This is a genomic window from Marinicella marina, assembly GCF_030065545.1.
Taxonomy (GTDB): Bacteria; Pseudomonadota; Gammaproteobacteria; order Xanthomonadales; family Marinicellaceae; genus Marinicella; species Marinicella marina.
Map to the genome: position 1 here is coordinate 62,406 of NZ_JASJNC010000010.1, position 24,945 is coordinate 87,350.

Genomic DNA, 24,945 nt, shown 5'->3' on the forward strand with positions numbered 1-24,945 from the left:
AACTGATTCCTTTTTTTATGCAGCAACATAAATCATAAATAACAACCATTACAGAGAAATAAAGTGAGTGATTTGCAACAAATCGTAACCGATGGCTTGGCTCAGATTGAGCAGGCCGATTCCGTTCAGGCATTGGATGATGTCAGGGTTCAATACTTGGGTCAAAAAGGCACAGTAACCTTACAGTTAAAACAGTTGGGGCAGTTGCCAGCTGAAGAGAGAAAAACAGCGGGGCAGGCCATTAATCAAGCCAAAGGCCAACTGTTTTCAGCGATCCAAGAGAAAAAGAATACCTTGATGGCAGCGGAATTGAATGCCAAGTTAATGGCGGAGTCTATTGATGTGACTTTGCCTGGACGCCAAAATGGCAAAGGCGGTATACATCCGGTTAGTAGAACCATGCAACGCATCATTGATTTGTTTTCGCAAGTTGGTTTCGATGTGGTCACTGGTCCTGAAATTGAAGATGACTTTCATAATTTCGAAGCCTTAAACTTTCCAGCGCATCACCCAGCCAGGGCAATGCATGACACATTTTATTTTCCTGACGGACATTTACTAAGAACCCATACCTCACCGGTACAAATAAGGGCAATGAAAACCATGGAGCCACCGATTAAAATCATTGCACCTGGAAAAGTCTACCGCAGTGATTCTGACCAAACCCATACGCCTATGTTCCATCAGGTTGAAGGTTTGGTGATTGGTGAGGATGTGACCTTTGCATCATTAAAAGGTGTGCTGAATCAATTTGTGAATGCTTTCTTTGAAGATGATTTACAAATCCGCTTGAGGCCTTCTTACTTTCCATTCACTGAGCCTTCAGCAGAAGTGGATGTGGAGTGGAAAAAAGATGATGGCAGCATTGACTGGTTGGAAGTATTGGGTTGTGGCATGGTTCACCCCAATGTGTTGCGATCAGGCGGCATAGATCCTGAGAAATACACCGGTTTTGCTTTTGGTTTGGGCGTGGAGCGCTTCGCCATGTTGCGCTATGGTGTACAAGATTTAAGAAACTTTTTTGAAAACGACATGGCCTTTTTACGCCAGTTTCAGTCATAGGATAAAGAACAATGAAATTCAGTGAAAATTGGTTAAAACAATGGGTTAATTACAACCAATCCACCACCGAGGTGATGGAGCAATTAACCATGTTAGGCTTGGAAGTGGATGGTGTTGAACCCGCTGCTGGTGATTTCAGTGGGGTGGTAGTGGCTGAGATTATGGCCTGTGAGAAACACCCAGATGCTGATAAATTAAAGGTATGTGAAGTCAATGCCGGTAATGAAACACTACAAATCGTCTGTGGCGCGCCAAACGCCCGTGTAGGACTGAAGACAGCCCTGTCGAAAATTGGGGCCGTGTTGCCGGGTAATTTTAAAATCAAAAAATCTAAACTGCGTGGTGTTGAATCACAGGGTATGCTTTGTTCCGAGGTGGAACTGGGTATCAGTCAAGAGTCTGATGGCATCATCGAACTGCCAGCTGATGCACCGGTTGGCGAGGACGTCATTTCTTATATGGACCTGAATGACCAAGTCATTGATATTGACCTGACCCCCAATCGGGCTGATTGTTTTTGTATTCGTGGTGTGGCACGTGAAGTAGCGACTTTGAACCATTTGCCAGTTAAAACACCTGGTGCAGTCACAATCGAACCAAGCTGTGATGATAAGGTTGAAGTGACATTAAAAGCACCAGCCCAATGTCCGATATACGCCAGTCGTGTCATCAAAGGCATTGATAACACCCAAACCACACCTTTGTGGATGAAGGAATGCCTCAGGCGCAGTGGTATCAAATCAATCCACCCAGTGGTAGATGTAACCAATTATGTGATGTTGGAAATGGGCCAGCCCATGCATGCCTTCGATGCCGCTGAAATTGATGGTTCAATCATTGTTCGTATGGCTCATAAGGACGAGGAAATTCAGCTTTTGGATCAGTCAACGGCTCAACTGAGCGAAGAATTCTTGGTGATTGCTGATGAAAACAAAGCATTGGCTGTGGCCGGTGTGATAGGTGGTTTAGGCAGTGGTGTCAATGATCAAACCCAAGACATTGTGTTGGAATCAGCTTATTTTGATCCCGCTACCATCATGGGCAAATCACGAAAATTGGCCGTTCATACTGAATCTGGTTTGCGTTTTGAACGTGGCGTGGATTGGGCATTACAAACTGCAGCGATGGAAAGAGCAACAGAATTAATCACTCAAATATGTGGCGGCGAAGTAGCACCAATCAACATGGTGCGCTCAGAACAAGATGTACCACAACAACAAACCATCACTTTGTCAGTTGATCATTTGAATAAGGTACTGGGTTTTGTTGTGGAGACTGAAAAAGTCACACAAATATTCAATGACTTGGGTTTTGCATGCACCTTCGATAACACTGTTTGGACAGTGCAATCGCCATCTTGGCGTTTTGATCTGGCCATCAGTGAAGATTTAATTGAGGAAGTGGTCAGGGTGGTAGGATATGACCAAATGCCTTCACACCGGTTGTCATCGACCGATGCGATTCGGGTAATCCCTGAACAAATGAAACAACTCAGGGCCATCAAACAACAATTGGCTGACATGTCTTATCAAGAAGTAATTAATTACTCTTTTGTCGGTGAAAAACAGCTCAGTGATTTGGATTTACAACAAGATGTTTTTGGCTTGGCCAATCCTTTGAACAAAGAAATGGCTGTTATGCGAACGCATTTATTACCTGGTGTATTGGGCAACATCAAAGCCAATTTGGCGCGCCAAGAACAGCAGTTGGCATTGTTTGAACTGGGTAAAGTATTCAGCAAATCCGCTGAAATTCAACAGGACGATGTCTTGTTAATGGCCAAGACAGGTCAACAGTCTCCCGAACAATGGTCTGCGGATGATGCCAAAGTTGATTTTTTCACACTCAAAGGTGATGTGGAGACCTTGTTGTCAGACAGTATCGATGAATTGTCGTTTGAGGTATCTGATCATAGTTATTTGCACCCAGGCAGACAAGCAGCGATTAAATCAGCTGGCCGAATCATTGGTTATTTGGGTCAAGTTCATCCTTCGGTTTGTCAGAAAATGAAGATCAAACAAGAGGTGTATGTGGCTGAATTGAATGTCAGCGACATCCAAAAGATTAAATTACCGGCTTGGCAGGTGGTGTCAAAATTCCCTCAAGTGCGACGTGATTTGGCAGTTATCATCAAAGATGATGTCACTTGGGCAGCGGTTGCGGCTGCGGTGAGAGCCAGCTTGAGGGCTGATGAGTCTTTGCTGTATAAGCTTTGTTTATTTGATGTTTATAAGGGCGATAATATTGAAAAAGGATATAAAAGTCTCGCCATGGCTCTGATTTTTCAGGAAAATAATCGAACTTTAGAAGATAAAGAAGTAGACAAACTGGTATCAAAAGCGGTATCCTTTTTAGCTGAACAACTTAATGCAGAAATTAGATCATGACCGATACCGTCACCAAAACTGACTTAGCTGAGATTCTCTATATGGAAGTGGGATTGAATAAGCGTGAAGCCAGTGAATTTGTCAGTGTGTTTTTTGAGACAATCAAAGCACAATTACTGGCTGGTCACGGCGTTAAACTTTCAGGTTTTGGTAATTTTGAATTAAGAGATAAAAAGTCAAGGCCAGGTAGAAACCCCAAAACGTTGGAGGAAATTCCTATTTCAGCGCGAAGGGTAGTGGCTTTTAAGCCGGGTCAAAAATTGAGGAATACGATAGAAACATATGCTGGATCAAGGTCACAATAAGTCCCTACCGCCCATCCCTGCAAAAAGATATTTCACCATCGGTGAAGTATCCACGCTGTGTGATGTGAAACAACATGTCTTGCGCTATTGGGAAAATGAATTTGATAACCTGAATCCAGTCAAGCGTCGTGGTAATCGCCGTTATTACCAAAGAAATGACGTGATGATGATCAGGCAGATTCGCAGTTTGTTGTATGATCATGGTTACACCATTTCGGGTGCCAGACAAAAACTCAATGGCAAAGTTTCTGAAAAAGAAGCCAGTAAATCTTATCAAGTGATTCAACAAACACGGATAGAACTGGAAGAAATCCTGGATTTATTGAAATAACCAACTGCGCCCAAATTGGGTTCATCATTTAGCTTCAAAAATTACTTTCATGTGATAGAATACGCAACATTCGGAACGTGGCGCAGCCTGGTAGCGCACTACAATGGGGTTGTAGGGGTCGGAGGTTCGAATCCTCTCGTTCCGACCATTTTCTCTTTAATAAATCCATCAATTTCCTCAATGAAATTGGAAATTGATTTTACAATCATGCGGAGACATCAATGAAATCACCAGTACGTGTCGTAGTTACCGGAGCTGCCGGTCAAATTGGCTACCAATTATTATTCAGAATTGCAGCAGGTAACATGCTGGGTCCAGATCAGCCGGTCATCTTGCACCTGCTTGAGATACCACCAGCGATGAATGCAGTTCAAGGTGTGGTGATGGAATTAGAAGATTGTGCTTTTCCACTGTTGCATGGCGTGGTGGCTACTGATGATGCCAATGTCGCTTTCAAGGATGCAAATTATGCCTTGTTAGTCGGTGCCATGCCAAGAGGTCCAGGCATGGAGCGCAGTGATTTGTTGCAAGCGAATGCCAAAATTTTCTCGGTTCAAGGCAAAGCCATGAATGACCATGCAGCCAAAGACATCAAAGTATTGGTGGTCGGCAACCCAGCCAATACCAACGCACTGATTGCACAACAGAATGCACCAGACATCAACCCAGCACAATTCACCGCCATGACCCGTTTGGATCACAACCGTGCTTTGGGCCAACTGGCTGCAAAATTTGATGCACAAACCAATGACATCAAACGCATGACCATTTGGGGCAACCACTCATCAACCCAATACCCTGACATTTCACAAGTTGAAATCAACGGTGAACAGCTTTCAGGTGTTGATAATGATTGGTATGTCGATGACTTCATCCCAACTGTACAACAACGTGGCGCAGCCATCATCAAAGCCCGTGGCGCATCAAGTGCGGCATCGGCTGCTTCATCTGCGATTGACCACATGCGCAACTGGGCGTTAGGCACAGCAGCTGGAGATTGGGTCTCAATGGCCATTCCCAGTGACGGCAGTTACGGCGTTGAGCCAGGTGTGATTTTTTCATACCCGGTTACCTGTGCCAACGGTGAATACACCATCGTGCAAGATTTGCCGGTCAGTGATTTCTCACAAAGCCGCATCGATGCAACCGAAGCTGAGTTGCGTGAGGAACGTGCTGCTGTAGAACACTTGTTTTAAGCCACTTAATAAAGCCGTTTTAAAAGCCGCACATTGATGCGGCTTTTTTATTGCCTTGATTGAATCATTTCGCACTTGATGCACTGCAATGATTTAATCTGTATAATTCAGTTTTTTTTCGAGGTTAGTTCCATGATCAGCGCCAACATTCCACAAACCCCAGAAGTTAAAAACGAACCCATCAACGAATACCGTCCTGATAGTGAGGCAACCATTGCTTTACAACAAGCCATGGACAGCATGTCAAATGAACAAGCCGAGATACCTTGTTACATTGGTGGTCAAGAGGTCAGGACTGGTCAAGTCGAAAATGTGGTTATGCCACACAACCACCAACATGTCCTTGGCCAATTTCACAACGGTGGTGAAAAAGAGTTGAATGCCGCCGCCGATGCAGCCATCAAAGCACAACATGATTGGGCTAACCTACCTTGGCAGACCAGGGCTGCGGTATTTTTAAAAGCCGCTGATTTAATTGCCGGCCCTTACCGCAATATGATCAACGCTGCCACCATGCACGGCCAGTCGAAAAACTGCTTTCAGGCCGAAATTGATGCGGCTTGTGAGTTCATTGATTTTCTGCGTTTCAATGCCTACTTTTATGAACAAATCATGGCGCAGCAACCAGTTTCCTCGCCAGGTGTTTGGAACCAGTTGGATTGGCGTCCATTAGAGGGCTTTGTGCTGGCCATCACACCATTTAACTTCACCGCGATTGCCGGTAATTTGCCCGCCACCCCAGCGATGTTGGGTAACACAGTGGTTTGGAAGCCTTCGGGTACTCAGATGTTGTCAGCTTATGTCATCATGAAGGTGTTCAAAGAAGCTGGATTGCCAGATGGCGTCATCAATATGGTGGCCTCTGATGGTCCGGTGGCAGGTGCTGCTTTGTTGCCAAGGGCAGAATTGGCTGGTGTTCATTTCACCGGTTCAACCCCCACCTTCCAGCACATTTTTGCTGAAGTGGGTGGTAACATCGGTAGGTACCACTCATACCCACGTTTGGTTGGTGAAACTGGCGGTAAAGATTTTGTCTTTGCACATCAGTCCGCTGACCCCACTGCGGTTGCTACGGCTTTGGCTCGCGGTGCTTTTGAGTACCAAGGACAAAAATGCTCTGCCGCATCAAGGGCATACATACCGTCATCTATTTGGAGTGAGGTGAAGTCGCAATTAGTTGCAGACATTCAATCGTTCAAAATGGGCACCACCAGGGACTTCAGTAATTTCATCAATGCAGTCATTGATGAGCGTTCATTTGATAAGATCAAGTCCTATATTGATTTTGCTGCCAGTGCGTCTGATGCTGAAATCATCGTCGGTGGTGGTTGTGATAAATCTGAAGGCTACTTTGTTGAGCCAACTGTCATTGTTACTACCAACCCCAAATTCAAAACCATGGCAGAAGAAATTTTTGGTCCGGTTTTGACCATCTATGTTTATGATGAAGCTGACTTTGAAGCCACTTTGGATTTGTGCGATCAAGGCTCTATTTATGCTTTAACCGGTGCTATTTTTGCCCAGGACCGATTCATGATTGCTCACATGTCTGATCGCTTGCGTAATGCTGCTGGTAACTTTTATATCAACGATAAGCCCACTGGCGCTGTGGTTGGTCAACAACCCTTTGGTGGTGGTCGTGCTTCGGGTACCAATGACAAAGCAGGCAGTGCTTTGAACTTGTATCGTTGGTTGTCACCCAGAACCATCAAAGAGACCTTTGTACCACCCACAGATTATCGTTATCCGTTTTTGGGCTGATTGATGACATTGTGTTTTAAGGCCGGTTAACGGCCTTTTTAGTCGCTTCTTTCAACACAGATGTATCAATCAGAGCAATGACCAACCACCGAAAGGAATGACCATGGGATTCATTAAAATCACCGTTTTGATACTTGTTCTTTGGAATGAATTTTCTTTTGCTCAGGTGTCTCAATCAGCGCTTGAAGAGAAACAATCGGCCCCACCATCCAATTACGCTCATTCTGTTTTGTGGAAAGTCACGGGCAACGGACTTGAACAACCTTCTTATGTATTTGGCAACTGGCATTTTTTGTGTAGGAATGAAATTATTTTTAAAAACAAAGTCAAGCGGGCCATCATTGAAACCGATCAATTATTGCTTCAAAACTTCATTACTTATTTGTCTGATGATGATTACTATGCCGATTTAGCGGCCAATGAGGACATGGAACGAGGTGTTCCAATATACAAAATTGAAGACCGTAAAAAGCGGAAAAAATTGTTGAAGCTGATCAGTTCACATTTGGATTTAAAGGTTAATCTGGCCAAAAGAGTGAAGCCGGTTGTTAAGCGCATGACTGCTTTTGAGGTGTTCTTCGCCTCGATGCATTCATTCATCAATGACTGTAATCGTTTGGGGTCTTTTGATCAGTTGTTGTTTGACCATTACAGCAAAAAAAACAGCCAAATAGGTTCAGTCAACGACCGTAAATTGTTCGAGCAGTCTATATTGGCTTCAGGTTTTGTCAGCCCAGAGAGTTTGATCATGTACATTGAGGACATTGAAAGTCAGCGTTCTTTGGTTAAAGAAATGAAGTTCAATTATTACCGCGACGAACGCCTGGACGAGTTGATGAAACTGTATCGCATATTTTTGACCAATGACTACGTGGATGCGCAGCGCGTTGATCGTTATGTTTTTGGCATGGATATTAAGCCATGGGTTCAGGTGATGGTTGAGTGGATGCAAGAAGCACCCACCTTTATCTCCATCAATGCCAGCTACATGGTTGGTGAGGGTGGGGTGCTTGCATTTTTGGCTGATCAGGGCTATCAACTAGAGCCCATATTGGAATAATCCATCAAGCTTCGGGCAGCACCCAGTCTGGTCTGATAAAGTGGCAGGTGTAACCATTCGGAATTCTTTCCAAGTAATCTTGATGTTCCGGTTCGGCTTCCCAGAAGTCGCTGGCTGCTGAGAGTTTTGTGGCTACTTTTCCAGGCCATAAGTCTGTTGCATCAACGTCCTGCATGGTTTTTAAGGCGATTTTTTGCTGTTCATCAGAGGTGTAAAAAATCTCCGAACGGTATGATTCTCCGACATCGTTGCCCTGTCTATTGAGGGTGGTGGGGTCGTGAATTTGAAAGAAGAATGCCAATATATCTCGATAGCTGATTACTTCATTGTCGAACACTATCTCAATCGCTTCAGCGTGACTGCCATGGTTGCGGTAAGTGGCGTTTGGTACATCGCCGCCGGTGTAGCCAACGCGGGTATCCAGTACGCCATCCATTTTGCGAATTAAATCTTGCATGCCCCAAAAACATCCGCCGGCCAAAATTGCTATTTCTTTACTCATATCTATGCTTCGTTGTGGTTAAGTCTGTTTATCAGCCTGATAATCATTGTGACTCAATTTATATTTCTTGGTTTTAATGATACTGAGACTGTCTGGTATTTATTATAGTGCTGTGTTTGTCGATTTAAAGTGCGCATTTGTTCTGAAGATATCAATAATTGTTATAATCTTTATTATGGTAAATAAAGTATACATTAAATACTTATATTGTCCTTAATGTCTATATAACATGCCATTGCAGAAAAATCTAATTGATTTTAATGTATGTAAATGATAACATTAAGTTGATTTTTTAGTTGTTATGTATAGAAAACTATCCATATTAAGAATAATGTTATTTGAATCGATGAATGATGCCGCTGTGGCGGCAGAAATAGGCCAACGCATTCGACAGCTGCGCTTAGAGAAAAATTTAACCCAACAACAAGTGGCCGATGAAGTGGGTTTGTCGCGATTGAGCTACAGGCGCTTAGAAACTGGTGAGGCTAAGTTCGTTAATGTCATCGCAGTACTGAGGTTTTTGGGTGGCCTTGAAGCACTGAACCAAGCCATACCTGAGACTGTTTTTAGTCCGATAGAACAGCTGAAATTACAAGGTCGAAAGCGACAACGCGCATCCAGCAAACGCCAAGATGAAAACGCCCAATCAAAGTCATTGGATGATCAGGGTTGGTAATGACACATTTGGCAGAAATCAGAATGTGGGACGAATTAGTTGGCGCATTGGTCTATCAACCCGATTCTCGCATCAGCGTGTTCGAATACGCACCTCAATGGCGCCAGTCTGGGGTTGAAATAGCGCCCTTAAAAATGCCATTGGGGCCACAGAAATACAGTTTTTCTGGCTTGAATTTCGATACTTTCAAAGGCTTGCCTGGGGTATTTGCTGATGCTTTGCCAGATGATTTTGGTCATGCCGTGATCAATGCTTGGTTGACCCGGCAGGGGCGTGACGTGGCTTCTTTTTCTCCGGTCGAACGGTTGTTGTATACCGGTACCAGGGGTATGGGGGCATTGGAATTTTTACCGATGTTGCAGCGCGATTATTCGCCAGCCGATCAGTTAGAAATGGCGTCTTTGGTGGCCATGGCGCAAAAGGTTTTGAACCAACGTGCCGGCCTCAAGCAAAACCTAATCAATGAAGCGGAACCCGAGGCCATGCATGCGATATTACAAGTGGGTACATCAGCTGGCGGTGCGCGGGCCAAAGCTTTGATTGCCATCAATAAAGAACGTAACGTAATTCGCTCTGGTCAAGTCGAAGCACCTGAAGGTTTCGACCAATTCCTGTTAAAGTTCGATGGTGTGGAGGAATATAAAACCGACCAAGAAACTTTTGGTGACCCGCAAGGCTATGGTCGCATGGAATACGCCTATTACCTGATGGCCCAAGCAGCTGGCATCGACATCAGTTACAGTGAGTTGTTTATCGAGGGTAAGCGTGCGCATTTCATGACCCAACGATTTGACCGAATTGGGCACCACAAATGTCATTATGTTTCTTTGTGTGGAATGGCTCATGCCGATTACAAGCAGCCGGGCTTATTCAGTTATGAGGAGCTGTTGTCAGTGGCCAGACAACTGCGCTTGCCTCGAGCAGATGCCATAGAAATATTCCGCCGCATGGTATTTAATGTGGTGGCCAGGAATCACGATGACCACACCAAAAACTTTGGTTTTCTGTTAACAGATCGCAATGCCTCGTGGCGATTGGCTCCAGCCTTTGATGTGGCCTATAGCTACAAGCCAGGCTCGCCGTGGGTTAATTCACATCAAATGAGTCTGAATGGTAAGCGTGATGATTTCCAGCGCGAAGATTTATTGGCGGTGGCACAATTGATTGGTAATTTTGGCTCAGCAAATGAAATCATTGATGAGGTGCTGGAGGTGGTCTCAGGTTGGCACAAGTTTGCCAAGGAAGTGGAGGTTGATGCTTTGTTTGCAAATAACATACATGAAAACTTGCGCTTGGACATCTGAATCACTGATTGGATTTGTGAAAATGTGGGCCTGATATCAAATCTCCTAAGGCCCAAATCGTTAACTGTTCAAGGCCTCGGCATGGTATTTGATGTGGTCTTGGATGAAACTACTGATGAAATAATAACTGTGATCATAGCCAGTTTGTAGGCGCATGTTCAGCGGGTGCTTGTGTTCTGCACAAACTGCTTGCAGTTTTTCAGGCTGTAAATATTCAGCCAAGAACTCATCATCAGAGCCTTGGTCAATAAATAAAGGCAGTTTATGTTGACAGGTTTTGATCAGCTCAACCGTGTCGTATTGTGACCATTGACTGGTGTCATCGCCCAGGTAGCCTTTGAATGCTTTCTGTCCCCAAGGGTTTTGGCTGGGTGCCACAATAGGGGAAAAGGCACTGACAGACTGGTATGAATCAGGGTTTTTCAAAGCAATGGTCAAGGCCCCATGGCCGCCCATCGAATGGCCAAAAATACTGCGCCGCTCGCTGCACACAGGAAAGTGCTTCTCTATCAGTGCCGGCAGCTCTTGGGTAACATAATCATACATCTGGTAATTTTCCGCCCAAGGTTGCGCGGTGGCATTCAAATAGAAACCAGCACCTGAACCAAAATCATAAGTCTCATCCTCTCCATCAATACCTAAATCACGGGGGCTGGTGTCCATGGTGACCAAGGCCAAACCATATTCAGCGGCGAAACGCTGGGCGCCTGATTTGATCATGAAATTTTCTTCTGTGCAGGTTAAGCCTGAAAGGAAATAAAGTACCGGCACTTTCTCAGTGCGTACTTGTGGTGGCAGATAAATCGCAAAACCCATCTGTGATTTGTTGACCGCTGATTGGTGTTGGTAAAAACTCAGTTCACCGCCATGTAATTTGTGTTGGTTTTTAAGTTCCATGCTCGCCTCAATCGAAAGTGATGACTGAACGGATGCCATCGCCTTTGTGCATCAAATCAAAAGCATCATTGATTTGCTCAAGCGGCATTTTGTGTGACACAAACTCATCCACTTTCAGCTCACCAGCCATGTACTGATCAACCATGCCAGGTAATTGACTGCGGCCTTTGACCCCGCCAAAGGCAGTACCGCGCCAAACGCGACCCGTGACTAATTGAAACGGTCTGGTGCTAATCTCTTGTCCAGCGCCAGCGACACCGATGATGACCGATTCGCCCCAGCCTTTGTGACAACACTCCAAAGCAGAGCGCATCAAATCAACATTACCGACACACTCAAAAGAATAATCCACACCACCATCAGTCAAATCCACCAGTACTTCTTGAATCGGTTGGTCATAATCTTTGGGGTTCACAAATTCTGTGGCACCCATTTGGCGTGCGAACTCAAATTTGTCAGGGTTGATATCGACACCGATGATGCGACTGGCGCCGGCCATTGCAGCACCTTGAATGACACCACAACCGATACCACCCAAACCAAAAATAGCGACTGTTGAACCAGGCTCAACTTTGGCGGTATTCAGTACCGCACCAACGCCCGTGGTGATGCCGCAGCCAAGCAAGCAGACTTTATCCAAAGGTGCTTGTTTGTTGATCTTAGCCAAAGCAATTTCTGGTACCACGGCATACTCAGCAAAGGTTGAGGTGCCCATGTAGTGGTAAATGGGTTTGCCATTCATCGATAAACGTGATGAGCCATCAGGCATCAAACCCATGCCTTGGGTGGCTCTGATGGCCTGACATAAATTGGTTTTTCCAGAAGTACAAAAATTACACTCGCCACACTCTGGGGTGTACAAAGGGATGACATGATCATCGACAGCCACTGATGTCACGCCGGCACCCAGTTCGACCACCACAGCACCGCCTTCATGACCCAAAACAGATGGGAAAATACCTTCAGGGTCTTCACCTGATAAGGTGTAAGCATCGGTGTGACAAACACCGGTGGCCACCATTTTCACTAAGACCTCACCGGCTTTAGGTCCCTCGATATCGATGTTTTCTATGGATAAGTTTCTACCAGCTTCCCAAGCAACTGCCGCACGCATTTTCATCAGATTGGTTCCATTAAAAAAAGCCAAATTCTAACATGGAACTTGTGAATGTTGAGCAGACTGTGTTTTTGAATCCAGCTGTTTCTGTGTTTATTAGCTGTCCTTCAGAAAAACACCTTGATAGGCGTTATTGTTTCAATTATCAGGTTATTCGCCGCGAGCCATATCCTCAGAGGATGGGTCAATTTTTATCAAGGTGCCGTCCTCTAATCCATTGAACAATTCAGCCATTTGCTTCATTTGTTCAAACGACAGAGAGAAATTTACGCCGTTCTTAACGAAAACAAACTGTTTTGAATTGTTTTGAATGGCGGTTCCGTCGCCTTTCCTGATCACTTTAATTCTGCTCATTTTTTAATTATTTTGTAGGTAGTAATTAATTACTTTTAACACTCAATGATATTCACTGCTAAGCCACCACGAGAGGTTTCTTTGTAGTGTTCTTTCATGTCATCACCGGTTTCTTTCATGGTCTTGATGACTTTATCCAATGACACCGTATGCGCGCCATCATTGCGATCGGCCATGCGCACGGCATTGATGGATTTGATTGAGCCCATGGCATTGCGTTCAATACAAGGGATTTGTACCAAACCACCAATCGGGTCACAGGTCAGACCCAGGTTATGTTCCATCGCAATCTCAGCGGCGTTCTCAACCTCATCGGGTGATAAGTGCAGGGCCGCAGCCAATCCAGCGGCAGCCATGGAGGAAGCCACGCCCACTTCACCTTGGCAGCCCACTTCAGCACCAGAAATAGAAGCTTTGGTTTTGTAAAGAATACCAACTGCCGCAGCCGTTAATAGAAAATCACGGATGCCTTGTTGGGTTGAATCTGGAACAAATTCTTTGTAGTAATGCAGTACCGCGGGGATGATGCCAGCTGCGCCATTGGTGGGTGCGGTAACCACGCGTCCACCTGCTGCATTCTCCTCACTCACCGCCAGTGCGTACATATTAATCCAATCCAAAACGGTCAATGGATCGGATAAGTCTTTTTCCGAGCGTTTATCCAAGTCACGGAATATTTTTGGTGCGCGCCTGGCCACTTTAAGTCCACCGGGTAAAACACCATCGGCTTTGATACCGCGTTGGACACATGATTCCATGGCTTGCCAGATTTCATCCAGCTTGGCATCAATCTGCGTCCTGTCATGCCACTTTTCTTCATTCACATACATGATTTGTGCAATGGTCATGTCATGCTCATGGCAAAGCTCAATCAATTCATCACCCGAGGTGAATTTGTAGGGTAACTCCGAATCATCTTCCATGATGTGTTCTTTGGCCAAGTGACTGTGGGCTAAAATAAAACCACCGCCGACTGAGTAATAGGCTTTGCGCAATAACTCATCGCCATTTTTATCCAATGCAGTGAATTGCATGCCATTGGAGTGTAGGGGCAGTTTTTTGCGTTTGTGCCACTTCAAATGCACTTTGTTTTTGAACACCAGAGTGAGTTGGTCATTGGCCTTGATTTGTTGTTCAACATCGACTTGTTCAAGCATGCCTGGAATGGCATCTGGGTCCACTTGATCTGGTTCTTCACCCAGTAAACCCAGGATGATGGCCTTATCTGTGCCATGGCCACGACCGGTGTGACTGAGCGAACCGTACAGTTCAGTAACTATGCTGTGGGTTTTGTCAGCTAAGTTATGTGACATCACTTGAGCGATGAACATATTGGCTGCACGCATCGGTCCTACGGTGTGTGAACTGGAGGGGCCTATGCCTATTTTAAAGAGGTCAAATACACTGACTGCCATGATAAACTACGCACATGAAAAAATTGAAATTATACAGCAGAATTGAGTGCCCGTTGTGCGAGTATGCAGCAGAAGAGTTAATGGCTGCCGGAATCGCTTTTACTGAGGTTGATATTGATACCTCTGAGGAACTGATCAAAGCCTACCACATCCGCATTCCAGTACTCTCCAATGGCGATACAGAGTTGAACTGGCCTTTCACCACCGACCAAGCCCAGGAGTTAGTCAATGGCTAAAGCCAAAACCCAGTTTGTCTGTAATTTATGTGGTCACTCCACCTCTAAATGGTCAGGGCAGTGCAGTGCGTGTAAAGAATGGAACTGTATCGATGAAATTAAAATTGCAGCCACCACTGGTACTGCTAAAGTCAATCGCTACGCCAACTACTCGGGTGATTCATCGATTCAAAAATTGGGTAAAATCAGCACCAAACAACAACAGCGCACTTCCTCACACATCAAAGAATTAGATCGTGTGCTCGGCGGTGGCATCGTACCGGGTTCAGTGATTCTATTGGGTGGTGATCCGGGTATCGGTAAATCCACCTTGATGCTGCAAGTTTCAGCACAGATTGCTGAGGTGATTACACCTTTGTACGTAACCGGTGAAGAGTCTTTGTCCCAAATCGCCATGCGCGCCAGTCGCTTAGGGTTAAGGGCTGATGATTTGGACTGTATGGCAGAAACTTCAGTCGAAGCCATCATCGCCACCACCCTTCAGAAAAAACCTGATTTGGTGGTGATTGATTCGATCCAAACCTTATTCAGTGAACAACTGACCGCCATCCCGGGTTCGGTCTCACAAGTGAAAGAAGCTGCGGCCCAATTGGTCAGAATGGCGAAACAAAGCAAAATCACTGTGATTTTGGTCGGTCATGTGACCAAAGATGGCGCCATCGCGGGCCCACGCATGCTGGAACACATGGTCGATACCGTGTTGTACTTTGAATCAGATGGTAACAGCCGCTACCGTGTGTTGCGTGCTTTAAAGAATCGTTTTGGAGCGGTCAATGAAATCGGCGTGTTCGCCATGACCGAGACCGGAGTCAAAGAAGTCGAAAACCCATCGGCCATATTCTTGAGCGAGCGCCAAGCCGATAAAGCCGGTTCGGTGGTGATGTGTACCCGCGAGGGCACCCGACCGTTGTTGGTGGAAATTCAGGCATTGGTTGATCAGAGCCCCTTGGGTAATCCGCGCCGTTTATCGGTCGGTCTTGAGCACAATCGGTTGGCTATGTTGTTGGCTGTTCTTCATCGCATGTGCCATTTAGCCATACACGACCACGATGTGTTCTTGAACGCTGTAGGCGGCATGAAAATCACCGAAACTGCGGCGGATTTAGCGATCATCATTGCCATCATCTCAAGTTTCAAAAACCGTTACCTGCCAGCAGGCACCATTGTCTTCGGTGAAGTTGGTCTGACCGGTGAAGTGCGTCCCGTACACAACGGCGAGGACCGCCTGAAAGAAGCCGCCAACCACGGTTTCAAAACCGCCATCATCCCCAAAGGCAACGCCGGTAAATGGGTCAAAGACTTGAACATCAAAATCATCACCGTTGATCAGGTCAGCGAAGTGGTGGATTTGGTGTGATTTTAAATTAGTGTAGGATGGGCTTTACCCATCAAGGCCACTTTTGAGGAAAGAAAATGAATTGTACAAGTTGTAATTTTGGCGTGCTGGAACCCAGTTTCATCGATGGTCTTTTCAGGGCCCACACCTGTTCAAAGTGTGGCGGTGATTGGATACTTGTCGAAGACTTTGTTGCATGGAAAGAAAACAACCTCGAACAGCAAATTTCTGGTGATGCCCAATGGTCAGAAGATTTATCACAAGACTCATCAAAGGCACTGATGTGCCCTGTCACCGGCGCAATAATGACCAAGTACAAAGTCACCGCCCAAACCAAGCATCGATTGGATTACAGCAAAGCTGTTGGGGGCATCTGGTTGGATAAGGGCGAATGGGAGCTGCTCAAATCAGAGGGTGTGGCAGGCGCATTGAACAATATCGTCACTCAACAATGGCAAAATAGATTACTAAAACAAAGCGTTTCCGATAATTTAGCAGCCATCTATGAATCCAAGTTTGGTACTGAATCATACGAAAAAGTGAAAGCCATGAGGGCGTGGTTGAATGCCCAGCCCAACAAAGCAGATTTGCGTGCCTACCTGTTGGCAGAAGATCCCTATTCAATATCGAAATAATGGGCTCTAGGAAATGGTTTAATACCATTTTAAATGATTTTAATTTGATTATTATGGGCTTAGTATAGGTGTCATTTTGAGGGCGGCAAAGCAAAGTCGAATTTTTTATGCAACAAACTTAAGTCAAATTAATTGAATATTTGCTTTGGTCGGTATATTTAAAGATAATCCAAAGGGCTAAAACGATTTTTTTCGCTAAGTTCTTTTACTACATGAGTGTAGATCATGGTCGTTTCTAAACGTTTGTGACCTAAAAGTTCTTGTATGGTTCTTATATCAAGGCCAGCTTGAAGTAAGTGTGTTGCATATGAGTGCCTGAAAGTGTGTGACGTTACCTTTTTATTTACCTGTGACTTCAAAACAGCTGTTCTGAGATTCCTACTAAAAGTGCTCTCTAATACATGATGGCGCCTATATATACCTGATTTTTTATGACGTGAAATGTTTGACATTTGAAAAACATACTGCCATTTAAATTCCATGTGCGCATTAGGGTATTTTCTAGCTAATGCAGTGGGCATTTCAACAGAGCCAAATCCATTTCTAATATCAATATTGTGTTGATTCTTGTTTTCATTAATGATGCATTTAAGCGGTTTAAACAGCTCCTTTGGTAAGGGAAGTGTCCGATCAGATAATGATTTACTGTCCCATATAATCAATCGATTGTAACTGAAGTCAATGTCTTTAATTCTTAAATTTAAAGCTTCAGACAACCTTAAGCCACATCCGTAAATTGTTTTTAAGATTAATTGATAATTGTTTATTGGGAAAGAATCGATGATGCTTTTAACCTCATTTGGACTTAAAACAATTGGTATATGCACCCTTTGTTTAGCTCTCAATGCATTGATTTTTTCGCCCTCAAGTGAAATTCCTAATACTCGATTATATAAAAATAACAAAGCATTGAACGCTTGATTTTGAGTTGCTGCTGAAACATTTCTTTCTTTGGCTAAATGGCTTAGAAATATTTCAATCTCTACTTTCCCCATTTCTTGTGGGTGTCTTTTGCCATGAAAAACAATATATTTCTTTATCCAATAAATGTAAGTTAATTCTGTATTTTCACTGTAATGTAAAAATTTTATTTTTAATGCAACACGATCTAATAATTTCATAAAATGCACGTTTACCCGGTAATCAGCGTAAATTAATGCATTCGTGCAAATATATCCGCCCATAACTGGATATATGTGTATACATTAAATCCCTACTTTGTAAGAAATCAATGACTTATGCTAAGATTCATGATTTCTAAGTGCATTAAAATACGCAAATATCGCGTTATACAGCATTAATGCACATATATTAAATTGTTATGTTTAAGGGAGCCCAATGGGTGTCGAATACGTTCTGATAAATGAAACAAAAAAAGAAATGATTTCTTTTAGTCATTTGAACGGCAGTAAAAAGAGAGAGCTGGCTGGGAACTTTGCTCAGTCTTCAATAGTTACGTGGTATCTTTTACAAAACCAAGGCGACCAAATTCAGTTTGTATCTGACACATATGATGATTGGCCTTTTAAAAGTGGTAGTCGTGATAGTGGTTTCTCTTATCCAGATCGAACTGAACAGATATTAAATGAGCTAATAGATCAAGAAATACTAGAAGACTCTGGGTACCTTTTTCGTGATGAGGATGACCCTGAAAATGTATACGTAAAGAATATTACTAATGTTTGGACAAAATAAACATAACAAGTATATCGTAGGGACTTTTACTGCTACGCTCCGTTTTGGCATGGCTTCGCCATTTTACGCCAAAACTCCACTCCCGCAGCAAAAGCCCCACATATAGGCGTTATGCGCCAAAAGGAGATCAACAACATGAAAATTTCTAGGGCATTCAAGACCAGTCTTTTGCTATTGCTTTTTCTGGGCATAAGTTCTGCCTATGTCAAAGCGTTTACTATCGCAGGGCCGTCTATGGCTCCTACGTATTGGTATGACGATATCGTCGTTTCTAATCACCTCGCTTATGACTTCAGGCTCCCTCATACAGATATAGTCTTGTTGGAAACGGGTCAGCCCAAGAGGGGCGATCTAATTATGTATTTTGATATTCCAAAAAATGTAGTTGCAACTAAGCGAATTATTGGAATACCGGGGGATACAGTTAGCATTAAAGATAACGTTGTTTATCTCAATGGTGAAAAAATCCGTCAGAACATTGAGCCTAAAAGTTTTTTCGGTAATGTCCCTGATAAAAACGGGATTGGAGAAATAGTGCTGAGCGAAGAAATTGACGGCACTTCTTATTTGATCACATTCACGCCGGGTGAAGGAAAAATAACCTCCCTCGAACCTATTAAGGTCACAGAAGGCAAGTATTTCATTTTAGGCGATAACAGAGATAATAGTGCCGACTCTAGGTTCATCGGATTAATCTCAAGAGGTCAGATTAAAGGTAAGGTTATTCACGGAAATAGACCGCTAGAATCCTATGCCCCACCCAGCGCATAACAAACGCAAGCAGTCGGAAATATTTTCCGTTACTTGGTTTGTGCCTTCAGCTATGCTGGCACAAACCAATCCACTCCAAATATTCCGCTGTTGCGGGCGTTAGTTACCAAAGGAAGCATATGCTAAATCTGCGAGTATTATTTTTAGCCGTTGTACTGGCTGGCTTTAGTGTTGAAGCCATTGAAAAGGGAAATCAATTGAACCAAGAGCATTATATTCCACCTAAAATGCCTGAATACCCTAAGTCATATGATGATGTAATGAGCACTTTGGCTCCTCATTATAAGGCACAGCAACCATTAGATTACTTCTTTGAACTCTATATCATTAGCGTGTTGGAAAAATTGCCAAATGAAACTGAAGTTGCCCTTCAAGAGTTTAACTTGAAACACCCAAGCTTTTTCGAATCAACTAATGGAGATTGGAGGCTTTACGTTAAACAGCAACTTCACTTATCAGATACAATTGAAGTGGCAATTTGGGATCTATGGATTCGTAATTCCGCCAATGCTAAAAATAACGGCTGGGAGTACCACCCTTGGCATTTTGCTCAGAATTTTCTTGATAACTATTTCGCTGAAGGTAGCAAAATAGATATCTGGGAAGGTAATTCGTTCGAGATAGCAAAACAAAGAATTGCCAAGTTCCGTGAAAATGGTAACTAACAAGTTACTCAAAAGGACGCAAAACGCTTGGCTTGCGCTCCTTCGTCGCTAATTTTAGCCAAGCATTTATGCGCCCATTAGTAAGGCGTTAGGCATCAAGAACATGCAGACACGTAGCTTTAGACTTCCTTTTTCTGTTGCTGATACCGAAGAAGGTCCAATTATCAAATGGGACAAGTATTCCTTATTGGTTCAATTTAAGTCATTTGAAAATCGGGCTTGTGAAATTGTTTTCTCCGAGGTATCTCATTTTGAGTTCTTAGTGGAAGACGAACTAGATTCGAAGATTTTCCAATATGATGGGGCGATAGAAATTATAGATTCTCAAACAATCAATAATCTCGTATCTATTGGAGAAATTAGCAAAGAGGAAATCTCTAGCTTTCATCATGTGGTAATTGGCTTCAATGAAATAGGTTCATATTTAAGTGTCGTTTTTAAAGGGTATGCAACTAAACATGCCTAACAAGTTTGTCCAGTTGACGTTTTGGTCTTCACTCCTTTTTGTGCATGACCTTCGGCCACTTTTGCACAAAAATCCGCTACAACCAAAACGCGGCTGACAAAGGCGTTATAACTAAAAAGAAATAATGAAAATTTTACCTGGTAATGGAATTGGAAATGTACAATTTGGAATGCTAGAAAAGGAAATCATATCCAGTCTAGGCAAACCTGATCGAGTTGATGAAAGTGAATACGTTGAAGGTACAGGGGACTGGAATAGAGAGCTGTGGTATACGAACAGAAATCTAACATTCACATTTAACAAAGATGACAATTGGCGCTTAGGCACTATCACAATCATGGGAAGTGGTCATACATTATTTAATAAAAACTTATTTGGTGTAGAAATAGACGAAATCAAAAAGATTATAACGAAGCATACAAATGAAATTGCAAGATTTGAAGATTGGTCATCAGAGGAAATTCCAGAGCATGAATTATTAATGTATGACACAATTGGTATCATGTTTTGGTTTGATTATAAAAAATTATCCCAAATGCAATGCAGTTATCTCTTTGAATCTGACAATGAAACAATTTTATGGCCAAACAAGTTATAACAAGTCGTTCAAGCCGTGCGTGCAAAAAGCATGCACACACTGGGACCAAGCAAACAGCTTGCTTGGCCCCTTAACTCGGCGTTAGGCGAACCTCTAATCTAGGTGTATTTAAAGGAATTGATAATTGGTAGAATCATTTATTGTATTAATCACAACTACGGCACTCTTACTTGGCTCACCCGGACCAGCACCATTGGCGTTAGCGGCCACTGGGGCGACATTCGGCGTTAAAAAAGGTATTCCATTTTTAGCTGGTATATTAGTTGGACTTAGTGTCGCAATTGTTGGTGCTACCGCTGGATTGGCTGCGTTGTTTTCTCAGTTTCCAAGTTTTCGCGTTACATGCCAAGTCGTTGGCGGGGCATACATTTTATATATCGCATTTAAAATCGCTTCTACGCCTGTAGTTAACTCTCATAAAGCTCAATCTGCTCCAAACTTTAAAGATGGCTTTATTCTTAATTTACTAAATCCAAAAGCTTACGCGGCATTTTTAGCTATTTTTTCCCAGTTCTTGTTACCTTTCTCAGATACGACTATTGGTTACATTGTAACTGGCTTAACTTGTCTTATTGTGGCTACTTTAGTTGATACTGTCTGGTTAATGTTTGGTGGTCTACTACGACCCATATTCTCCAATCCTAAACAAGCAAGAGCAATTCGCATAGTATTCGCCATTTTTATGGTAATAGCTGTAGTCTATGCATTGATGTAAATTCGCCTAACAAGCAATTAAACAGGGACAAATTACGCTTGGCTTTGTTCCTTCGTCACAATTATAGCCAAGCAACAATTTGCCCGTTAGTCGGGCGTTAAAGTAAATATATAAAGGTTGCTTAATTTCACCGCTTCCAAGCATAACTGAACTTAACGAACACATTTTTATCGGTTTTGACGAAAGATTCGATGTCGTCGAATTCGGTGCCGGCATCGGAATAACCGACGAACAGCAGGGTTCTGGGGTTGACCTTGTAGGAGTAAATCAGTTGGGTAGAGAGGTTTTCGCTGTTTTTATTGAAGTCATCGGGTTCGTTATACAGGCTTAAATCGCGGTTCACATCGGTGTGGATGAGGGCCAGGCGCAGCCTTTGTCTGAGGTTAAACTGGTAGGACAATCTGATGTCGTATTGGTTGGCGGTGAAAATGTGGTCGCCATCAATCGATAGGTTATTATAGACGTAGGATACGCGGTAGTTGAAATGACGGCCAAAGTTGCCACCAAAATGATAGTCAATGCGTTTTGAGTCGGCCAAGCGGCTGTTGGCAAAATCCACCGCATGACCGCGGTTCAAATGCAAACCAAAGTCATAACCGCTGACGGGCTTCATGTGCAGGTTGGCGTATTGAAAGTTTTCTCTGAACAGTTGGTCGTCCCAGAAGCGGTCGCGCACGCCCAAGCCTGACCTGATGTTGGTTTGTAAGGGCAGGTCAATACTGATTCTGCCTTCAAACTCCTTTTCAAGCACTTGGTCGTTCTGGTCATGGGTGATGTCCCAATCTGAGTAGATGTCTATTTGGTTCCATGTGGTGTCACTGGTGCCGATCCATTGATAGCCACCGCCAATCACCGAGCGCTTGATGCCGACTTGACTGATGAAGCCACTGTCAGCGCGAAAGCCATCGTCTTTGTTCTCATGAAAGGCGTTGAGGCGCCAGTTGCGACCGTTGTGGTTGTATTGGGCCAGGTAATATTGGCCAGTGAACGATTCATCGGGCTGGTCGTTCGATTCACTGATTTCATCAGGGTATTCAGTCTCAGAGCGGGCGAATTGGACCCGAAATGAATCTTTGGGTGTGAGGCGGTAATTAACATCAGCTGATGCCACGGTGTTGCTGTAAGTTTGGTTGTTTTGGCCGCCTTCACGACTGGTGATGGTGGCGCCAAAGGTGGAAGCATGTTCACCAAAATCGCGGCGGTATCGGCCGACTAAGTTATTTGATTCGGTCATTAAAGTGGTGAAACCAGAGCCTAGGGTACCAGGTATGAGTAGGTTGGTGATGGTGTCTTTGGCGTAATAAAAGCCGTAGGCATTGGCATCGTATTTACCCACCAAGCGCACCCCATAATCTGGGTCAGCTATGTTTCTGGTGTAGACCAAGTTCATATTCGAATCGAAATAATCTGAATTTTCTAAAAAGAAGGAACGGCGCTCAGGAAAGAACAGGGCGAAGTTGTTATTCACATTCAATTGCGCTGAATCGGCCTCTACTTGGGAGAAGTCAGGGTTGAGTGTGGCGTTGAGTGTGAGGTTTGAGTTGATGCCCCAGTTGACATCCAAGCCGGCCTCAAAGTCGGTGTCACTGGGGCCATAGTCGGTTTCTGTGACTTCGCGGCTTTGAGATGACAGTCCGGTCAGCGTTGGGGTGATTTCAAGATCCAGGCCACGATCGGCGTTGTGAAAGCCGCTGTATTTTGGGGTTTGGCAGAGGAAGCAGTTGTTGTTGCGGTCATTGGGTACTGAACGGTACTGTCGGCGAACATCTCTGGGGTGGGTTCTTTGCACGTAAATGCCCCAAGTCTTTTCACCCTGTAAATCGGGCATTTGTAATTCGTTATAGGGGATGTCCATTTCTACCACATAACCGAACTCAGTGATCTTACCGGCCGAGTCCCAGATCGCATCCCATGATGAGTCCTCAGAGTTATCAGTTAAAATCAGGTCCATTTGAACACCCAAAGGATTAACGAAAAATTCCAGCGCGCGACGTTCGTCGTTATAGGTGTCCAAAATCACACCCACAAAATCATCATCAAAGGCCGAGTCACGATCGCGCAAGAACGCCCTGATTTTTTCAGGTTCAGGTTCTTCCGCCCTGAAGCCAACCAATAAGCTGTCGCCGCGATCAATCAAATAGGCTTCGGTTTTGACCATGGCGGGGATGTTTTCAGCCGGCGAGGCTTCTATGGTCAGCGGAATGATGAGGGCTTGTTGCCATTCGGGTTCGTCTAACTTGCCATCAATTTGGAAGGTGGCATCAATAACAGGTATTTTTTGTGGGTCGATGCGGGTGTCAATGGTTTGTGCCATTGCATGGAATGATATGAATGTGAGCCCCAAAAATCTAAGCATTTTCTACGAAGTGTGTCCTAAGCGCATGGCATTGTAAGTTATAGGGATAAACGCATCCTATCCCCCAAAGGTAACGGATTATTTTAGGCGTTTTTGTAGTTGGCTATTTGGGGTGGGTATTTGTTGAAGTTTTATGGTTTTCTCATAAGCAGTAATCAGGAAGGTTCATGTCCGAGACCTTCCTGATACCATTCTTTGGTTTCAGCTGAGTTTATCTTTGAAAAAAGCCAAGGTGCGTTGCCATGACAATTCGGCATTCTCCTCATCATAACGCCCTGTTGAGTCATTGTGGAAACCGTGGTGCGCGCCCGCATACATGTGCATTTGGTAGTCGACCTTATTGGCTTTCAAATCTGCTTCGTATTCGGGCCATGAGGCATTAACGCGTTCATCCAATTCGCCCAATTGAATCATTAAAGGGGCTTTGATGTTGCTGCGCAGCTCTTTACTGGCTGGCGTGCCATAGTAGGGTACACCTGCAGCTAATAAGTCACTGTCCACAGCGGCCAAATAATTGACAATGTAACCACCAAAACAGAACCCCACAGCGCCCAATTTACCGTTGCTGAGTTTGTGTGCTTTCAAGAAATTGGCTGCGGCTACAAAATCATTCTGGATCTTGCCGCGATCCATACTTCGTTGCATGGTTCTGCCTTCATCATCATTACCGGGGTAACCGCCCAAAGGAAACAGCGCATCCGGTGCGAAGGCCACAAAGCCCGCCTTGGCCAGGCGTCTGGCCACGTCTTTGACGTAAGGATTCAAGCCGCGGTTTTCATGGATCACCAGCACCACAGGGTAATTGGCTTTCTCAGTGGTTGGCTTGACCAAATAGCCTTGGCCTTTGCCATGGCCGTCAGGTGAATCAAAAGTTTCATAAGTGGCAAGGATGTCATCATCATTGAAAGAGACTTGTTCGGCCAGTGCATAATTAGGTATCAAGGCCGAGGTCAGAAAGGTCATGGAATAGCCGAGTGCTGCCAATGTGCCTAATTTGTTCATGAACGTCCTGCGATCCATGCCGCCATGGGCATATTCGTCATACCAGTCAAAGGCTTCTTGTGGGATGTGATGATGTTGGTTTTTTTCTTCTGTCATTTTCATT

The 24,945-nt window shown here is 44.2% G+C and carries 26 protein-coding genes and 1 tRNA gene; 19 read left to right on the forward strand and 8 right to left on the reverse strand.

Annotated features, from left to right (window positions below; translation table 11 throughout):
* The first annotated feature begins 63 nt into the window (after positions 1 to 63).
* The 8 genes from pheS (at position 64) to QNI24_RS14250 (ending at position 8,102) form a co-directional block, all read left to right on the forward strand.
* On the forward strand, positions 64 to 1,062 hold the full coding sequence (gene pheS, locus QNI24_RS14215; protein WP_267177627.1) for a phenylalanine--tRNA ligase subunit alpha: 999 nt from the start codon (positions 64 to 66) through the stop codon (positions 1,060 to 1,062).
* Positions 1,063 to 1,073: 11 nt separating this feature from the next.
* The gene (gene pheT, locus QNI24_RS14220; RefSeq protein ID WP_267177626.1) at positions 1,074 to 3,449 is read left to right on the forward strand and encodes a phenylalanine--tRNA ligase subunit beta; all 2,376 of its coding nucleotides are present in this window, start codon (positions 1,074 to 1,076) and stop codon (positions 3,447 to 3,449) included.
* The gene (locus QNI24_RS14225; protein WP_267177625.1) at positions 3,446 to 3,754 is read left to right on the forward strand and encodes an integration host factor subunit alpha; all 309 of its coding nucleotides are present in this window, start codon (positions 3,446 to 3,448) and stop codon (positions 3,752 to 3,754) included. The genes pheT and QNI24_RS14225 overlap by 4 nt, the downstream gene beginning before the upstream one ends.
* The gene (locus tag QNI24_RS14230; RefSeq protein WP_267177624.1) at positions 3,732 to 4,085 is read left to right on the forward strand and encodes a MerR family transcriptional regulator; all 354 of its coding nucleotides are present in this window, start codon (positions 3,732 to 3,734) and stop codon (positions 4,083 to 4,085) included. Before QNI24_RS14225 ends, QNI24_RS14230 begins: the two co-directional genes overlap by 23 nt.
* Positions 4,086 to 4,156: 71 nt before the next feature.
* Positions 4,157 to 4,233, forward strand: a tRNA-Pro gene (locus tag QNI24_RS14235).
* Between the two features lie 73 nt (positions 4,234 to 4,306).
* Positions 4,307 to 5,281, forward strand: a complete 975-nt coding sequence (locus QNI24_RS14240) for a malate dehydrogenase (RefSeq protein ID WP_267177623.1) — start codon at positions 4,307 to 4,309, stop codon at positions 5,279 to 5,281.
* Between the two features lie 132 nt (positions 5,282 to 5,413).
* Positions 5,414 to 7,042, forward strand: a complete 1,629-nt coding sequence (pruA, locus tag QNI24_RS14245; protein ID WP_267177622.1) for an L-glutamate gamma-semialdehyde dehydrogenase — start codon at positions 5,414 to 5,416, stop codon at positions 7,040 to 7,042.
* 103 nt (positions 7,043 to 7,145) lie between these two features.
* Positions 7,146 to 8,102 carry a TraB/GumN family protein gene (locus tag QNI24_RS14250; RefSeq protein WP_267177621.1) on the forward strand — a complete coding sequence of 319 codons (957 nt, stop codon included), beginning with the start codon at positions 7,146 to 7,148 and terminating at the stop codon, positions 8,100 to 8,102.
* A 4-nt stretch (positions 8,103 to 8,106) separates the two neighbouring features.
* Here the strand turns inward: QNI24_RS14250 and msrA are convergent, their stop codons facing one another.
* A complete protein-coding gene (msrA, locus tag QNI24_RS14255; protein WP_267177620.1) occupies positions 8,107 to 8,604 on the reverse strand; it encodes a peptide-methionine (S)-S-oxide reductase MsrA in 498 nt (165 codons plus the stop codon).
* 331 nt (positions 8,605 to 8,935) lie between these two features.
* Between msrA and QNI24_RS14260 the strand changes: the two genes are divergently transcribed.
* Positions 8,936 to 9,280, forward strand: a complete 345-nt coding sequence (locus tag QNI24_RS14260) for a helix-turn-helix transcriptional regulator (protein ID WP_283708749.1) — start codon at positions 8,936 to 8,938, stop codon at positions 9,278 to 9,280.
* Entirely contained in the window at positions 9,280 to 10,584 is a 1,305-nt protein-coding gene (locus QNI24_RS14265) for a type II toxin-antitoxin system HipA family toxin (RefSeq protein ID WP_283708750.1), read from the forward strand. Before QNI24_RS14260 ends, QNI24_RS14265 begins: the two co-directional genes overlap by 1 nt.
* A gap of 60 nt (positions 10,585 to 10,644) precedes the next feature.
* On the opposite strand, the gene fghA is transcribed toward QNI24_RS14265, so the two are convergent.
* From fghA to QNI24_RS14285, 4 genes are all read right to left on the reverse strand, one after another.
* Positions 10,645 to 11,481 (reverse strand): S-formylglutathione hydrolase, encoded by an 837-nt coding sequence (fghA, locus tag QNI24_RS14270; RefSeq protein WP_267177617.1) that lies wholly within the window; start codon positions 11,479 to 11,481, stop codon positions 10,645 to 10,647.
* 7 nt (positions 11,482 to 11,488) lie between these two features.
* Entirely contained in the window at positions 11,489 to 12,601 is a 1,113-nt protein-coding gene (locus QNI24_RS14275) for an S-(hydroxymethyl)glutathione dehydrogenase/class III alcohol dehydrogenase (RefSeq protein ID WP_267177616.1), read from the reverse strand.
* 147 nt (positions 12,602 to 12,748) lie between these two features.
* A complete protein-coding gene (locus QNI24_RS14280; RefSeq protein WP_267177615.1) occupies positions 12,749 to 12,952 on the reverse strand; it encodes a hypothetical protein in 204 nt (67 codons plus the stop codon).
* Between the two features lie 35 nt (positions 12,953 to 12,987).
* Positions 12,988 to 14,367 carry an L-serine ammonia-lyase gene (locus QNI24_RS14285; protein ID WP_267177614.1) on the reverse strand — a complete coding sequence of 460 codons (1,380 nt, stop codon included), beginning with the start codon at positions 14,365 to 14,367 and terminating at the stop codon, positions 12,988 to 12,990.
* A 14-nt stretch (positions 14,368 to 14,381) separates the two neighbouring features.
* Here QNI24_RS14285 and QNI24_RS14290 point away from each other — a divergent pair, with 14 nt between their 5' ends.
* From QNI24_RS14290 to QNI24_RS14300, 3 genes are read left to right on the forward strand one after another with little or no spacing between them, the layout of a single operon-like run.
* Complete coding sequence (locus QNI24_RS14290) at positions 14,382 to 14,603, forward strand: glutaredoxin family protein (RefSeq protein WP_267177613.1); 222 nt, start codon at positions 14,382 to 14,384, stop codon at positions 14,601 to 14,603.
* The gene (radA, locus tag QNI24_RS14295; RefSeq protein WP_267177612.1) at positions 14,596 to 15,960 is read left to right on the forward strand and encodes a DNA repair protein RadA; all 1,365 of its coding nucleotides are present in this window, start codon (positions 14,596 to 14,598) and stop codon (positions 15,958 to 15,960) included. Before QNI24_RS14290 ends, radA begins: the two co-directional genes overlap by 8 nt.
* A 56-nt stretch (positions 15,961 to 16,016) precedes the next feature.
* The gene (locus QNI24_RS14300; RefSeq protein WP_267177611.1) at positions 16,017 to 16,574 is read left to right on the forward strand and encodes a zf-TFIIB domain-containing protein; all 558 of its coding nucleotides are present in this window, start codon (positions 16,017 to 16,019) and stop codon (positions 16,572 to 16,574) included.
* Positions 16,575 to 16,732: 158 nt separating this feature from the next.
* Here QNI24_RS14300 and QNI24_RS14305 read toward each other — a convergent pair whose 3' ends face one another.
* Positions 16,733 to 17,695 carry an integron integrase gene (locus tag QNI24_RS14305; RefSeq protein WP_283708751.1) on the reverse strand — a complete coding sequence of 321 codons (963 nt, stop codon included), beginning with the start codon at positions 17,693 to 17,695 and terminating at the stop codon, positions 16,733 to 16,735.
* A gap of 217 nt (positions 17,696 to 17,912) precedes the next feature.
* Here QNI24_RS14305 and QNI24_RS14310 point away from each other — a divergent pair, with 217 nt between their 5' ends.
* The 6 genes from QNI24_RS14310 (at position 17,913) to QNI24_RS14335 (ending at position 21,484) form a co-directional block, all read left to right on the forward strand.
* Positions 17,913 to 18,269: a hypothetical protein gene (locus QNI24_RS14310; protein WP_267177237.1), complete on the forward strand. Its 357-nt coding sequence runs from the start codon at positions 17,913 to 17,915 to the stop codon at positions 18,267 to 18,269.
* 135 nt (positions 18,270 to 18,404) lie between these two features.
* The gene (gene lepB, locus QNI24_RS14315) at positions 18,405 to 19,040 is read left to right on the forward strand and encodes a signal peptidase I (protein ID WP_267177236.1); all 636 of its coding nucleotides are present in this window, start codon (positions 18,405 to 18,407) and stop codon (positions 19,038 to 19,040) included.
* Between the two features lie 119 nt (positions 19,041 to 19,159).
* Positions 19,160 to 19,705, forward strand: a complete 546-nt coding sequence (locus tag QNI24_RS14320; RefSeq protein WP_267177235.1) for a hypothetical protein — start codon at positions 19,160 to 19,162, stop codon at positions 19,703 to 19,705.
* 103 nt (positions 19,706 to 19,808) lie between these two features.
* Positions 19,809 to 20,171, forward strand: coding sequence for a hypothetical protein (locus tag QNI24_RS14325; protein ID WP_267177234.1), 363 nt, complete (start codon positions 19,809 to 19,811; stop codon positions 20,169 to 20,171).
* A gap of 124 nt (positions 20,172 to 20,295) precedes the next feature.
* A complete protein-coding gene (locus tag QNI24_RS14330; protein ID WP_267177233.1) occupies positions 20,296 to 20,769 on the forward strand; it encodes a hypothetical protein in 474 nt (157 codons plus the stop codon).
* 124 nt (positions 20,770 to 20,893) lie between these two features.
* On the forward strand, positions 20,894 to 21,484 hold the full coding sequence (locus QNI24_RS14335) for a LysE family translocator (protein ID WP_267177232.1): 591 nt from the start codon (positions 20,894 to 20,896) through the stop codon (positions 21,482 to 21,484).
* A gap of 127 nt (positions 21,485 to 21,611) precedes the next feature.
* Here QNI24_RS14335 and QNI24_RS14340 read toward each other — a convergent pair whose 3' ends face one another.
* Entirely contained in the window at positions 21,612 to 23,798 is a 2,187-nt protein-coding gene (locus QNI24_RS14340) for a carbohydrate binding family 9 domain-containing protein (RefSeq protein ID WP_267177231.1), read from the reverse strand.
* A 243-nt stretch (positions 23,799 to 24,041) separates the two neighbouring features.
* Positions 24,042 to 24,944 carry a dienelactone hydrolase family protein gene (locus QNI24_RS14345; RefSeq protein WP_283708752.1) on the reverse strand — a complete coding sequence of 301 codons (903 nt, stop codon included), beginning with the start codon at positions 24,942 to 24,944 and terminating at the stop codon, positions 24,042 to 24,044.
* Position 24,945 lies beyond the last annotated feature (1 nt).

Coding starts and splice junctions, on each gene's coding strand:
- lepB (WP_267177236.1), top strand. CDS start 18,405: ATGAAAATTTCTAGGGCATTCAAGACCAGTCTTTTGCTATTGCTTTTT.
- QNI24_RS14325 (WP_267177234.1), top strand. CDS start 19,809: ATGCAGACACGTAGCTTTAGACTTCCTTTTTCTGTTGCTGATACCGAA.
- msrA (WP_267177620.1), bottom strand. CDS start 8,604: ATGAGTAAAGAAATAGCAATTTTGGCCGGCGGATGTTTTTGGGGCATG.
- QNI24_RS14320 (WP_267177235.1), top strand. CDS start 19,160: ATGCTAAATCTGCGAGTATTATTTTTAGCCGTTGTACTGGCTGGCTTT.
- QNI24_RS14240 (WP_267177623.1), top strand. CDS start 4,307: ATGAAATCACCAGTACGTGTCGTAGTTACCGGAGCTGCCGGTCAAATT.
- QNI24_RS14280 (WP_267177615.1), bottom strand. CDS start 12,952: ATGAGCAGAATTAAAGTGATCAGGAAAGGCGACGGAACCGCCATTCAA.
- QNI24_RS14345 (WP_283708752.1), bottom strand. CDS start 24,944: ATGAAAATGACAGAAGAAAAAAACCAACATCATCACATCCCACAAGAA.
- QNI24_RS14275 (WP_267177616.1), bottom strand. CDS start 12,601: ATGAAAATGCGTGCGGCAGTTGCTTGGGAAGCTGGTAGAAACTTATCC.
- QNI24_RS14250 (WP_267177621.1), top strand. CDS start 7,146: ATGGGATTCATTAAAATCACCGTTTTGATACTTGTTCTTTGGAATGAA.
- QNI24_RS14305 (WP_283708751.1), bottom strand. CDS start 17,695: ATGAAATTATTAGATCGTGTTGCATTAAAAATAAAATTTTTACATTAC.
- QNI24_RS14265 (WP_283708750.1), top strand. CDS start 9,280: ATGACACATTTGGCAGAAATCAGAATGTGGGACGAATTAGTTGGCGCA.
- QNI24_RS14285 (WP_267177614.1), bottom strand. CDS start 14,367: ATGGCAGTCAGTGTATTTGACCTCTTTAAAATAGGCATAGGCCCCTCC.
- QNI24_RS14340 (WP_267177231.1), bottom strand. CDS start 23,798: ATGGCACAAACCATTGACACCCGCATCGACCCACAAAAAATACCTGTT.
- QNI24_RS14330 (WP_267177233.1), top strand. CDS start 20,296: ATGAAAATTTTACCTGGTAATGGAATTGGAAATGTACAATTTGGAATG.
- QNI24_RS14230 (WP_267177624.1), top strand. CDS start 3,732: ATGCTGGATCAAGGTCACAATAAGTCCCTACCGCCCATCCCTGCAAAA.
- QNI24_RS14310 (WP_267177237.1), top strand. CDS start 17,913: ATGGGTGTCGAATACGTTCTGATAAATGAAACAAAAAAAGAAATGATT.
- QNI24_RS14300 (WP_267177611.1), top strand. CDS start 16,017: ATGAATTGTACAAGTTGTAATTTTGGCGTGCTGGAACCCAGTTTCATC.
- QNI24_RS14260 (WP_283708749.1), top strand. CDS start 8,936: ATGTTATTTGAATCGATGAATGATGCCGCTGTGGCGGCAGAAATAGGC.
- QNI24_RS14225 (WP_267177625.1), top strand. CDS start 3,446: ATGACCGATACCGTCACCAAAACTGACTTAGCTGAGATTCTCTATATG.
- radA (WP_267177612.1), top strand. CDS start 14,596: ATGGCTAAAGCCAAAACCCAGTTTGTCTGTAATTTATGTGGTCACTCC.
- pheT (WP_267177626.1), top strand. CDS start 1,074: ATGAAATTCAGTGAAAATTGGTTAAAACAATGGGTTAATTACAACCAA.
- fghA (WP_267177617.1), bottom strand. CDS start 11,481: ATGGAACTTAAAAACCAACACAAATTACATGGCGGTGAACTGAGTTTT.
- QNI24_RS14290 (WP_267177613.1), top strand. CDS start 14,382: ATGAAAAAATTGAAATTATACAGCAGAATTGAGTGCCCGTTGTGCGAG.
- pruA (WP_267177622.1), top strand. CDS start 5,414: ATGATCAGCGCCAACATTCCACAAACCCCAGAAGTTAAAAACGAACCC.